This is a genomic window from Heyndrickxia shackletonii, assembly GCF_001420715.1.
In the GTDB taxonomy this organism is placed as follows: Bacteria; Bacillota; Bacilli; order Bacillales; family Bacillaceae_C; genus Margalitia; species Margalitia shackletonii.
In genome coordinates this window covers 3,438,137-3,450,480 of the sequence record NZ_LJJC01000004.1, presented here as the reverse complement: position 1 = coordinate 3,450,480, position 12,344 = coordinate 3,438,137, and the positions used below count along the sequence as shown (strand labels likewise).

General features: G+C 38.9%; 10 protein-coding genes. 6 read left to right on the top strand and 4 right to left on the bottom strand.

From position 1 onward, the window contains the following. Positions 1–249: 249 nt before the first annotated feature. Positions 250–468: a hypothetical protein gene (locus AN964_RS16580; RefSeq protein ID WP_055740751.1), complete on the top strand. Its 219-nt coding sequence runs from the start codon at positions 250–252 to the stop codon at positions 466–468. 38 nt (positions 469–506) lie between these two features. Here the strand turns inward: AN964_RS16580 and AN964_RS16575 are convergent, their stop codons facing one another. The 3 genes from AN964_RS16575 to AN964_RS16565 all read right to left on the bottom strand — a co-directional run bounded on the left by AN964_RS16575 (position 507) and on the right by AN964_RS16565 (position 5,596). Further along, on the bottom strand, positions 507–1,592 hold the full coding sequence (locus AN964_RS16575; RefSeq protein ID WP_055740750.1) for a glycosyltransferase: 1,086 nt from the start codon (positions 1,590–1,592) through the stop codon (positions 507–509). Positions 1,593–1,744: 152 nt separating this feature from the next. Next, positions 1,745–3,925, bottom strand: coding sequence for an NTTRR-F1 domain (locus tag AN964_RS16570; RefSeq protein WP_055740749.1), 2,181 nt, complete (start codon positions 3,923–3,925; stop codon positions 1,745–1,747). 384 nt (positions 3,926–4,309) lie between these two features. Next, positions 4,310–5,596: a nucleotide sugar dehydrogenase gene (locus tag AN964_RS16565; protein ID WP_055740748.1), complete on the bottom strand. Its 1,287-nt coding sequence runs from the start codon at positions 5,594–5,596 to the stop codon at positions 4,310–4,312. A 367-nt stretch (positions 5,597–5,963) separates the two neighbouring features. Between AN964_RS16565 and AN964_RS16560 the strand changes: the two genes are divergently transcribed. Genes AN964_RS16560 through AN964_RS16545 form a run of 4 tightly spaced genes read left to right on the top strand, consistent with a single transcriptional unit; the run spans position 5,964 to position 10,085 of the window. Continuing rightward, positions 5,964–7,067, top strand: a complete 1,104-nt coding sequence (locus AN964_RS16560; protein WP_055740747.1) for a DegT/DnrJ/EryC1/StrS family aminotransferase — start codon at positions 5,964–5,966, stop codon at positions 7,065–7,067. After that, complete coding sequence (locus AN964_RS16555) at positions 7,068–8,150, top strand: Gfo/Idh/MocA family protein (protein WP_055740746.1); 1,083 nt, start codon at positions 7,068–7,070, stop codon at positions 8,148–8,150. After that, positions 8,147–9,094 (top strand): NAD-dependent epimerase/dehydratase family protein, encoded by a 948-nt coding sequence (locus AN964_RS16550; RefSeq protein WP_055740745.1) that lies wholly within the window; start codon positions 8,147–8,149, stop codon positions 9,092–9,094. Before AN964_RS16555 ends, AN964_RS16550 begins: the two co-directional genes overlap by 4 nt. A 1-nt stretch (position 9,095) precedes the next feature. Further along, positions 9,096–10,085 (top strand): glycosyltransferase family 4 protein, encoded by a 990-nt coding sequence (locus tag AN964_RS16545; protein WP_055740744.1) that lies wholly within the window; start codon positions 9,096–9,098, stop codon positions 10,083–10,085. 72 nt (positions 10,086–10,157) lie between these two features. Here the strand turns inward: AN964_RS16545 and AN964_RS16540 are convergent, their stop codons facing one another. Beyond that, the gene (locus tag AN964_RS16540) at positions 10,158–11,159 is read right to left on the bottom strand and encodes a DUF4855 domain-containing protein (RefSeq protein ID WP_152982398.1); all 1,002 of its coding nucleotides are present in this window, start codon (positions 11,157–11,159) and stop codon (positions 10,158–10,160) included. A 139-nt stretch (positions 11,160–11,298) separates the two neighbouring features. On the opposite strand from AN964_RS16540, the gene AN964_RS16535 reads away from it, so the two are divergent. Further along, on the top strand, positions 11,299–12,282 hold the full coding sequence (locus AN964_RS16535; protein WP_055740742.1) for a glycosyltransferase family protein: 984 nt from the start codon (positions 11,299–11,301) through the stop codon (positions 12,280–12,282). Positions 12,283–12,344 lie beyond the last annotated feature (62 nt).

The following is a 12,344-nucleotide window of genomic DNA, read 5'->3' as shown; positions in this document are numbered from 1 at the left end:
AATGGCTATATTTTATCATAATTCGCAAGCAAACAATTAAAAATTAAATACGATAACCTTCCTTAAACTTTTCCGAAAGGCACTTTTCCATTTAAAGGCTGACAACCATATAACTATTGGTTCCTTTAATGGCTGAGGTTGTATTACTCTATAAAAAGGTAATTTAAAAAATAAGAATGGATAGGATAATTAATCCTGATATTATTTTATACTTCCGTAGTATTTTTTAATGTAAAAAAGATATCATATTTGGTAATGTGGCTAATATTATATGATGAATATTTAGCCACATTACCGGATCCTTGGGGATATTTCCAATACGGATGGTGGAAGCTTGGGTATTCAGGAATTTTAGACATTGTATTTTTGATCATTTTAGTAAGATTTTCCAAATGGATGTGTCGGGTGGGAGATAAGATGCATTTGTCCAATGGACTATTAAATGGCGGTAATAAATTATTGCCGTAAGATACAAACTAACCTTTGTTTACTATTTACATCTTGGATCATTCATTATTAATCGCTAATTTGTTCCGGAGTAATTCTCTGTTTTGCAGGATTCTTTTATCATTTGGACGATATTGAAAGGCTTTCTCATTATGTTCATAGGATTTTTGAAAATCACCTAAATAATAGTAGCAAACACACATTTGTAAATGCGGATACCAGGTATAATAGGCTGGGTAAGAAAAGCTCCATTGATCTGAGTCCGGCGGAAGTTGTGTAGCAAGTCCATACCAAAATACAGCGGTACGGTAATCTCCTTTTCGCTGAAAGTTATACCCTATTCGACTGCAGCTTTCCGGCCTAGGAGTCTTTGAAAATTCAAATGATTGGAATAAACTTTTTAGTTCATTTTCGGAATCCCCAAGGAATAAATAACAATCAGCCTTGTTAATACAGGCATAAAGCTTATCCTCAATCCAACCTGATGTTAATTCGATATTCTTATTGTAATTTTCTATTGCTTTTTCATAGTGACCGTTTTCTCTTAGTTCATTCCCATAATAGAAATAGTCTCTAGCTGTAAAAATGTCTCCTCTTTCAATCTTACTTTGATAAATATTTAATGCTCTTCCAACGGAATGCCGAATTTTTTTATGAGTAACGGAAATATCAGAATTGATGATTTTTCCATAGACATCAAGATACTGATGACAATCGCCCCGCCACTTATAATACTTATCTCTTTTCACTAATCGGTTTCTTCGATAGCGCAATGTTACGTTCCCGTATTCGTCGGTACCAGCATCATAATACATGGAAACGGAATCAACTGAAGGATCCAGTGATTGTTTTAATTCCATTAATTTTTTTTGATCTTCTTCCAATATTACATCATCGGCATCCAGATATAGAATATAGTCCTTTGTGGCATATTTAAAGGATTCGTTTCTTGCTGCAGCAAAATTTCCTATCCATTCAAAGAAAAAGACCCTGTCCGTATATTCTTTTGCAATTTCAACGGTTCGATCTGTAGAACCGGTATCTACGATATTGATTTCATCCACAATGTCTTTAACACTATCAAGACATCTTGCTAATACTTCTTCTTCGTTTTTAACTATCATACATAAGCTGATAGTGATCAACTAAAGCACGCTCCTTTGTAAAAATTGTTTAAGGTCTATATAGCATACTCATAAACACTTAAAATGTTTGGATAATGCACTTAAAAACTAGAAACCTTTTATATTAGTGAAAGAGATAGCCAATAGGCTACCTCTTTCAACATATTAACTAATTAAGCTAATTTTTCAATTTGAATATGAGCGTTTGTTCCAGTTGATAGTGATAAAGCTACACCAGTAACGACGATGGAAACTGTAACTGGAGCAGTTGTTACATTGACGATTGTTTCTCCAATTAATGGTGCCCCAACCGCCGCAAGTGCGAAGTCACCTGAAACAGGAGTTCCATTGACAGTAATTTCAGCACCGCCAAGTAGGCTTACTGCAGTTGTATATAAGATGAATCTCACAGAGTAAAAACCAGGAGCATTTAAACTAAAGGTTGTTGTTGTTGGTTGGGTTATATCGGTTCCGAATGATGTTTCTGGTGTATTAAATGGTACAGCTCCACCAACACCGACCGTAATACCTCCTTGATTTCGTGCACTAAATCCAGCTGCTAAGCCTGTACCTGTAGCTCCAGTTGGTCCTGCTGGCCCGGTAACACCTGCTGGTCCGGTAGCACCTGCTGGTCCGGTAGCACCCGCTGGTCCCGTAGCACCTGCTGGCCCGGTAGCACCTGCTGGTCCCGTAACACCCGCTGGTCCCGTAACACCTGCTGGTCCGGTAGCACCTGCTGGCCCCGTAGCACCTGCTGGTCCGGTAGCACCCGCTGGTCCTGTAGCACCTGCTGGCCCGGTAGCACCCGCTGGCCCCGTAGCACCTGCTGGTCCCGTAGCACCCGCTGGTCCTGTAGCACCTGCTGGCCCGGTAGCACCCGCTGGCCCCGTAGCACCTGCTGGTCCTGTAGCACCTGCTGGTCCGGTAGCACCCGCTGGTCCGGTAGCACCTGCTGGTCCGGTAACACCCGCTGGCCCGGTAGCACCCGCTGGTCCGGTAGCACCTGCTGGCCCCGTAGCACCTGCTGGTCCCGTAACACCCGCTGGTCCGGTAGCACCTGCTGGCCCCGTAGCACCTGCTGGTCCTGTAGCACCCGCTGGTCCGGTAGCACCTGCTGGCCCGGTAGCACCTGCTGGTCCGGTAGCACCCGCTGGTCCTGTAACACCTGCTGGTCCCGTAACACCTGCTGGCCCGGTAGCACCTGCTGGTCCTGTAGCACCTGCTGGTCCCGTAACACCCGCTGGTCCGGTAGCACCTGCTGGTCCTGTAGCACCTGCTGGCCCGGTAGCACCTGCTGGTCCCGTAACACCTGCTGGTCCCGTAACACCTGCTGGCCCTGTAGCACCTGCTGGTCCGGTAGCACCCGCTGGTCCGGTAGCACCCGCTGGTCCCGTAGCACCCGCTGGTCCGGTAGCACCCGCTGGTCCCGTAGCACCTGCTGGTCCGGTAACACCCGCTGGTCCGGTAGCACCCGCTGGTCCGGTAGCACCTGCTGGTCCGGTAGCACCCGCTGGTCCGGTAGCACCTGCTGGCCCTGTGGCACCTGCTGGTCCGGTAGCACCCGCTGGTCCGGTAGCACCTGCTGGTCCCGTAACACCCGCTGGTCCCGTAGCACCCGCTGGTCCGGTAGCACCTGCTGGTCCGGTAACACCCGCTGGTCCGGTAGCACCCGCTGGTCCTGTAGCACCTGCTGGCCCTGTGGCACCTGCTGGTCCGGTAGCACCCGCTGGTCCCGTAGCACCCGGTGTTCCTGGAGGTCCCGCTGGTCCCGTAGGTCCTGCCGGTCCTGTAGCACCTGGAGGTCCCGCTGGTCCCGTAGGTCCTGCCGGTCCTGTAGCACCTGGAGGACCTGTTGGCCCTGTAATTCCCGGTAATCCAGTATTTGTTGTGTCTAATAGTTGAATATCGTCTACTAAAATATCTGCGCTTCCTGGAAATGGCAGTTTATTGATGACAACAAGTGCTTGAGTTGTCCCTAAAGGAGCTGGACTTGTTTCATGATAGATTTCGAGCCAATTGTCATTATCTGCTGAAGGAAGAGCGCCAGGCGGAATATTATCTATTAAACTATAGCCAAGGTAATCTAGAGCATTATCATAAAAAACTACGAGAAGTGCTACAGGTGGAGATGGGTCAGAACCAACTTTTGCTAATGAGGCAAGAAATTCAAAACTTTCACCAGGATTCGCATCTACAAATTGTACTAAATAGGAGTTAATATCCCCGCCAGCTAACCTGGCAGAATAATAACCTGAATGAGAAAATTCAGTGGTTATGGCAGCATTCTCTTCCAGCCAATTATCAAGGGATCCATCTTCAAAATCTCCGTTTACAATAAAATTTCTTATAGCCAATTTTCTTCAACCTCCTTTACAATGTTGCTTCTTCTTTTTAAAGTTTTATTGGGTGATACGGTTATAATACTGATTTATCTTTAACAAATATGAACCTTTAGTAATTCTCGGCGAGCTAATATCAGCTTTGTTTAACATTATCTTTAAAAAGAAGAAGCTTACCACATACTATGGAACTATCGAACTTATCGTATCCACCATTGTTTTAAAGCAATCACACATTTATTTAAGATTTTGAGACTGTCATCACAAGTTTTGATAAAATTGGTATAAAAGTCCAGGTGAGTGATAAGAAGTACTATAAAAATATGTTTCACCTAAAAAAAGGAGTCACGTAAGAATGAAAAAAAATTCTTATGAGACACCCTTTTCATTAAGCCAGTATTAAATTTTTTGTCCATCACCAAGTTTAATAACTCTTGCATTTCCTTCAAAAGTACCGGTCACATTCCTTGTATCAAAAACTAGTGATGCATGAGTTAAAATTTGCTCTAAAGGTATTTTAGAGTGATCAGCCAAAATAATGACACAATCAGATTGTGATAAAAGACTATCTGTTAAATCAACACTTGTAAATAACTCATCTCCAATTTTTATAGAAGGAATATATGGATCATGGTACAGAACGTTTGCACCTTTTTGCTTCAATTTATCGATAATCAATAAGGATGGTGAATCACGGGTATCTGCTACGTCCTTCTTGTATGTTATGCCATAAATTAAAATAGTAGAGGAGTCAAATGGTTTCTGGTCTCCCAGCATTTCTTCGGTCCTATTTACAATATAGTCTATGATTTTTTGGTTAGTTGAATCGGATAATAAAATAAATTCACTATTAGTATTTAACTGTTGTAATTTCCATTGAAGATATAGCGGATCAACAGGAATGCAGTGTCCGCCAATACCGGGACCAGGGTAATATGGTGTGAATCCATATGGTTTCGTTGCAGCAGCTTCTATAACTTCCCATATATCGGTATTTAACATATCACTTAAAATCGCCATTTCATTTATAAAGGAAATATTAATAAATCGATAGGTATTTTCCAATAATTTCGTTAACTCAGCTGCTTCAGATGTAGAGACTGGTACTACTTTTTGATATATGTCGCCATATAAAGAGAGGGCTTTATTTTTACATTCATCTGTTATTCCACCAACAACTTTTGGTATTTCATCTACTTTATATTTTTTGTTTCCCGGGTCAATTCTTTCTGGTGAATTTGCCAAGTAGAAATCGATTCCTACTTTTAAACCGCTTTTTTCTAGGATTGGCAATAACACTTCTTTTGTTGTACCTGGAAAAGTGGAGCTTTCTAAAATAACTAATTGGCCCTTTTGGAGTCTCTTTTGAATAGCCTCTCCGGCACTTACGATAAAACGTAAATCAGGCTTATGCTCAGTAGTTAGTGGTGTAGGCACACAAATAATAATTGTGTCCACTACTAATAGCTCATCAAAATTGGTAGTTGCTTTAAAGCGATTGCTCAGATTGGCTTTTTGTAGTCGATTATCAGTAATATCTCCTATATAGCTCTTCGCATTATTTAAGGAAGTAATTTTTGCTTCATCTAAATCAATCCCTATAACATCATATCCCTTTTCCACAAGCATGATAGACAACGGAAGTCCTACATATCCTTGACCAATCACGGCAATTTTATTGTTCATTAACCTACCACCTCGTTTCTAAATATAAATTCCTTTTACACTATTCAAAGAATGGGAGGCAGGGATAGACAAACAACACCAAATGTGGAAAAAAGGCAAATGCATTGATTTAAGTGTCATAGAATGCACTAAAGGGACAAATAACTAATAGGGCGTTTGCTGATAGAGCAAATATAAATATAGGTTTTTAAATCATTATGGGGAGAAAGTATAGAAAAACAAAAATATAGTGTTTCCTGCCGTGACTTTATATAATATCCGCTCATAAATTATGGAGAATATAAACTTTTTACTAATTAAAATGATCCTAATGGCATGAGTTCATTATGGACCAAGATTATTTTATGTAGAGTCAGGGAGATGAATTATGATTAATCTAGTAGACTTAGGGCGTCAATTTCAACATGTTAAAGAGGAAATCTTACTTGAGATTGAGAAGGTAATTGACAGTGGTAACTATATCTTAGGATCGAAGGTGGAAGAACTTGAGAAAAAAATAGCGGAGAAACTAAATGTTACAGAAGCTGTTTCCGTCGCTAATGGTACAGATGCGCTTGTGCTTACATTAGAAGCACTTGGAATCGGTAAAGGTGATGAAGTCATCACAACGCCATTTACGTTTTTTGCAAGTGCGGAAAGTATATCACGTATCGGGGCGACACCTGTTTTTGCAGATGTGAATCCACATACATTTAACCTTGATCCTTCTGATATAGAAAAAAGAATTACTTCAGCGACAAAAGCAATTATTCCTGTTCATTTATTCGGGCAACCTGCAGACATGGACGAAATAAATAGCCTGGCTAAGAAGTATGGTCTTCTGGTTATTGAAGATGCTTGTCAGGCATTCGGATCCACCTATAAGGGAAAACCTGTAGGAAGTCTTGGAGATGCAGCTTGTTTTTCCTTCTTTCCGACGAAAAATTTAGGAACGTTGGGGGATGGGGGAATAATTACTACCTCTAATGTAAAACTTGCAGAAAATCTCAGGAAACTGCGCGCACACGGAACAACAAAAAAATATTATCATGACAGGATTGGGTATAATAGCAGATTAGATGAATTACATGCAGCTATTTTACTTGTAAATTTAAACAAAATAGAGGAATGGAATTCCAAGAGAAGAGAATGGGCGGAGCGTTATAAGAAATTCCTTTCGGGTGCCGCTCATATCCAATTACCAATGGAAGAAAAGGATCGGAAGCATATTTATCATCTGTTCTGCATTAGGTCCAAACAACGTGAACAAATAATGAAAGCCCTCAAAGCTCATGACATACAAACGGGAATCTACTATCCGTGCTGCCTCCATCTACAGGAAGTCTATAAAACCTTAAATTACCAAGAAGGAGATTTTCCTGTAGCGGAATCTTTATCTAATGAATTATTTGCCATTCCAATGCATCCTTATTTAACAGAAAGCGAGCAGGATTATATTATTTCCATTCTTCTTCAGGATGGAGGTAACTAAATGAATATTCGGTTTGGCTTAGTTGGTTGCGGGTTTATTTCAAAAAATCATTTGCATGCATTATCGAAATGCAAACAAGCACAGTTATCTGCTGTAAGCGATATTGAAAAAGTAAGAATGGATGAAGCAGTCAAATATTATCAATCGGAAGTAAATTCACTGGAATATGTTCAATGTTACGAGGATTATGAGGAAATGCTGAAGAGTCCAGAAATAGATGCGATTATTATCGCTACTATTTCCGGTTTTCATTATGAAATGTGCAAAAAGGCTCTTCTTGCCGGTAAGCATGTCATTCTTGAAAAGCCGATGGCATTATCAATAGAGGATGCAGACAATTTAATAAAAATCGCAAAACAACAAAATAGAAATTTGATGATATGTCACCAACTGCGATTTCGACCTATTATGAAAAAAATTAAATCTGTCATTACGGATGGGAAAATAGGTAAGCCGATTTTGGGAGTTGCCTCGATTCGAATTAACCGTTCCCTAGACTATTATAAATCTGCATCATGGAGAGGTAGCTGGGAAACGGATGGAGGTATGCTTATTAATCAAGGGATACATTTAGTCGATTTACTTCAATGGTTTTTAGGTGATGCAAAGTCAGTTTATGGTGAAATTAGCAGTCATACCGATGTAAAGGAAACAGAGGATGTGGCCGTTGGCATTATACAATTTCAAAATCAAGCGAAAGGAATGGTTGAGGCAAATATAGTTACTCAGCCTAATAATCTCGGATATTCATTATCTATTTTTGGAGAAAAAGGAACGATTTCTGTGGATGGCCGATCATTAAATAAGATTTCGCGGTGGTATATCGAAGGAGAGGATGCAGATCCCGCTGCTTTGTCTAGTCTCTTAGAGGATACGAATGAAGAGGTTTATATGTATGAGAATTTTATAGAATCAATAAATGACCAGGAAAAAAGCCTATTAATAGATGGAGCCGAAGGAAAAAAAGCCTTAGAAATCATTTTTGGCATATATGAATCATCGCGAATCAATAAAACGGTTTTCCTTCCACTTGAATCATTCTCCACTGCAGAAATGGCTAGAAAGGAGGAAACTGAAATATGAAGTTCACAAATGTTTTAGTAACTGGAGGAGCAGGGTTTTTAGGTTCACAGCTCGTGAAGAAATTACTGCCGATTAGTAACCATATATATGTAATCGATGATCTTTCAACAGGGAATAGGGCTGCAGTTCCGCTGTCTGAAAAAATAACTTTTTATGAGGATAGTGTAACGAATGGACGTATTTTAGAGGAAGTATTGCCAAAGGTGGAATATATTTTTCATTTCTCCTGTAAAAATCTCGTTCTTTCTGTAAAGAATATGGATGATGATTTTCATACGAATCTGTACGGCGGTTACTTGCTGCTCCAAAAGGCACAAGAATTTTGCCCTAATCTAAAGAAATTCGTCTATGCATCTACTACTTCCATCTATAGTGAATCTCCTATTTTGCCAACACCTGAATCCTATTACAATATTAAACTCCCATATGCGGCAAGTAAATTCTCGATGGAGCATTATTGTCATGTGTATTATGAAATGTATCAAATGCCAATCACTATTTTGCGTTTTTCCAATGTTTACGGACCTGGTCAGCTTTCATCGAATCCATATTGCGGAGTGGTGGCAAAGTTTTTCGAAGCTGTGGAACATAATGAATCGATGATTATCTATGGAGATGGAACGCAAACAAGAGATTTCACCTTTGTAGAAGACGCCATGGATGCCGTAGTAATCGCTGCTAGTTCGGAAAAATCAATCAATCAAGTATATAATGTTGGAACAGGTGTAGAAACGAGTGTATTGGATCTTGCTAAGGCAATTAAGAAAGTGACAAACCATGAGAATATTAAGTTGAAATTTGAACCAAAACGAAGAGTGGATGTAGTACAGCGCCGTTGTATACATGCTGAGAAAATTAAAGAAGAGTTGCATTGGCATAACCGCCATTCGTTAATTGATGGGTTAGTAAAAACCTACATTTGGCTTAACGGTGGTGAGGATTAAAATGAAAATATTTCATGGCACTATTGAAATCGCAGGTCAGATGGGTATTCTTAGTAGTGCATTAAAGAAAAAGGGGTATTATTCCATAGGCTATAATACCTTTCATAGCTATCTTGGTTATGAGGATTGCTTAGTTAATACGGATCAACCCGGAATCGAAGAAAAGTTTGAAGAAATTATTGACACCTTTGATCTTTTTCATTTTCACTATGGCAGCTCACTTTTCACCGATTTATCAGATCTGCCAGAGCTTAAGAAGAGAAAGAAGAAAATGGTTATGCATCATTGGGGGAACGATGTGAGGTTCCATGAGCAAGCAAGAATTCATAATCCATATGTTTACACAGGAGATTCGCCTCCGAATGAAGAAATCCATGAAAAGCTGATGAAAATTACTCCATATATTAAAGATGCAATTGTCCAGGACTACGAAGTTTATGATTATGTAAAGGACTATTACGAAAAAGTTCATGTGTTGCCGATTGCCATAGATTTAAATTTCTTTCAGCCGAGTTATCCGTCTTTAGAAAAAAAACGGCCAGTTTTGTTACATGCTCCAACTAATCGAGAATTTAAAGGCACGATTCATGTTGAAGAAGCAATTGAAAAACTGAAAAAAGACTATGACTTTGATTATGTAATAGTGGAAAAAATGAATCATGAGGAAGCGATAAATCTTTATAAGGATGCGGATATTATTATTGATCAATTCTTATGTGGATCTTATGGACTTTTTAGTGTAGAAGGAATGGCCCTCGGAAAACCCGTTCTAGCTTATATTCGTCCAGACCTTGCAGCAAAATTTCCATCCAATTTACCTATCGTAAATAGCAATCCGGATACATTATATGATAATGTAAAATTCCTTCTAGATCATCCCGAATTACGCCAGGAATTAGGGATAAAAGGGAGGAAATATGTGGAGAATGTCCATTCACATGAAGTAGTGGTAGAGAAATTACTCGATATTTACTGCCAATTAGAGGTATAAAATCCGCCATATAAAATGAACAGTGCACGAGAGGGTTAAAATCCTCTCGTGCACTGTTTATTTTGTAAAAGTTTATGCGGGGAAAGCAGCAGTCGGATAAACCGGCGTATAAGTCTTTCTGGTAAAGGAGTATAGAGCAATGTATTCATCAAGATTGTTTTCATAAATTTCACGCATTGTTTGGTTTGGAAACTGATATACCAATAAGCTCTCATTCATATAATTATTGTAAATTCCATAATTTAGATAGTCGTATAAATGTCTTTCTTTGAACATATCACCTTTCCCAAAGAAGATTTGCATTCCTATACGATAATAATTTGCAAAGACAGTTGAATTGGCTATCCATGAAAAATCATGGCCGGAATTTCCATAGAAATTAGGATTTGTGCATGATGCATCAAAACCAAATTCCTTCCAATCCACACACCCGCAAGAACCGTACTGTTGTAACCACAAGGATAGCAACCCATTACTGTGGATGAAATTGTTAACATTTTTCACAAGGTTTATATCATTGCCACTTATAGAAACCCTTTGCCACACGAAGCCCTTAAAGGTAAGGAACTCATGAAGTGATGTAGATTGGTCCCACATATTTTGAAAAGAGGAAATCCACCATTTTACCGCTTCTTCTCGATCCTCCTCATTTTTGAAATTAAGTTCTCTGCCATCTACTAATCCAAAATTAGTTTGGGATGGATTTGGATATGGGATTGTTACCCATATATCTGTTTTAAAACCAGGCTTTGTATTGATAGCAAGAGCATCTAAATTATAGTTACTTACAAATAAATTATTGAGAGCAATTTGCCAATCTTCTTTATCTGCCAATTCGCCAAAATCTGCATACATTGGGTGAATATAATGGCCTTCTCTCCCGTTGATTGGATTGAAAATGAATCCTCTAAACAATCGATCTGCTGAACGACCATTCACTAAATATGACTGATAAGGTTTTAAATCTGTCGTTGACCATAGAACTTTACCGGTATCTGAATTTTCCCCGTAAGGTAAAACACATATGTGATTTTGGATGCCGAGCTCCTTAGCGGTCATATATCCGTTTTCCACCAAAAAATCCCTCCATTTATTTAAATTCCGTATAGTATATGTAAGGAAATATGAATTCGTATAGTCACTACTCTATTAGTGAATTCAACCAAACAAAAATTTATGTCATGAATACAATATAGAGGAAGGAGAGATCAATATGAAAATAGTTCATGCACCTACTGAAATAGCAGGTCAAATGGGAATTCTAACCCAACAATTAAGAAAAGAAGGTCACAAAGTAGCTGGATTCAACGGGTTTCACACTTTTCTAAATTACAAAGAGGGCATCATTAACACAGATGGATTTGAGGTATTGAAAGAATTCCAATTCCTCTTAGACAATGTGGATATTTTCCATTTTTATAACTCTAACACGTTTTTAACGGATTTTATTGATATTCCTATGTTAAAAGCAAAGGGAAAAAAATTAGTGATGCACCATTGGGGCAGCGATGTTCGTAAAGATGGAATGGTAAAGGAATTAAATCCATACCCGCTGCCGCCAACTTATTACACAGATGAAGAAATAGATAAGCAGCTTACGTTTCTTTCACAATATATTGATGTAGCAATAGTACAGGATTATGAGGTATATCAATATGTAAAAGATTATTATAAAAAGGTATTTATTCTGCCACTTGCTTGTAATGTAGATGACATTCAACCTGCCTATCCGTTAGTTACGAACAATAATCCATTAATCATTCATGCGCCGACAAATCGAGAATTCAAAGGTTCGGATTATGTAGAAGCAGCTATAGAAAAAATTCAAGGGAAAGCTCCGTTTACGTATCAAGTTCTGGAAAAGGTATCGCATGAAACTGCGATGCAAACTTATATGAGCTCAGATATTATTATTGATCAGCTGTTATGCGGATCTTATGGCATGTTAAGTGTAGAAGCCATGGCTATGGGGAAACCGGTGGTTGCTTATATTAGAGACGATATAAAAAGTCATTTTCCTGCGGATCTTCCAATCGTTCAAGCTACCCCTGATAATCTTGATGAAGTATTGTTGAATTTAATTCAAAATCCGACATTGCGAAATCAAATTGGTATTGCAAGCAGAGCATATGTTGAAAAGAATCATTCTGTTAAAAACGTTGTAGATGAGCTAATCAAAATTTATGAACAACTATAAAAAAATATGGTCATAAATTCATAGGTGAAAACTAATTTGCTTTGGTAGTTAAAAGGAGAATG

What these genes read in the sequence shown, in the direction of transcription:
- AN964_RS16565 (WP_055740748.1), bottom strand. Translation starts at nt 5,596, where the DNA reads ATGAACAATAAAATTGCCGTGATTGGTCAAGGATATGTAGGACTTCCG.
- AN964_RS16560 (WP_055740747.1), top strand. Translation starts at nt 5,964, where the DNA reads ATGATTAATCTAGTAGACTTAGGGCGTCAATTTCAACATGTTAAAGAG.
- AN964_RS16555 (WP_055740746.1), top strand. Translation starts at nt 7,068, where the DNA reads ATGAATATTCGGTTTGGCTTAGTTGGTTGCGGGTTTATTTCAAAAAAT.
- AN964_RS16550 (WP_055740745.1), top strand. Translation starts at nt 8,147, where the DNA reads ATGAAGTTCACAAATGTTTTAGTAACTGGAGGAGCAGGGTTTTTAGGT.
- AN964_RS16545 (WP_055740744.1), top strand. Translation starts at nt 9,096, where the DNA reads ATGAAAATATTTCATGGCACTATTGAAATCGCAGGTCAGATGGGTATT.
- AN964_RS16535 (WP_055740742.1), top strand. Translation starts at nt 11,299, where the DNA reads ATGAAAATAGTTCATGCACCTACTGAAATAGCAGGTCAAATGGGAATT.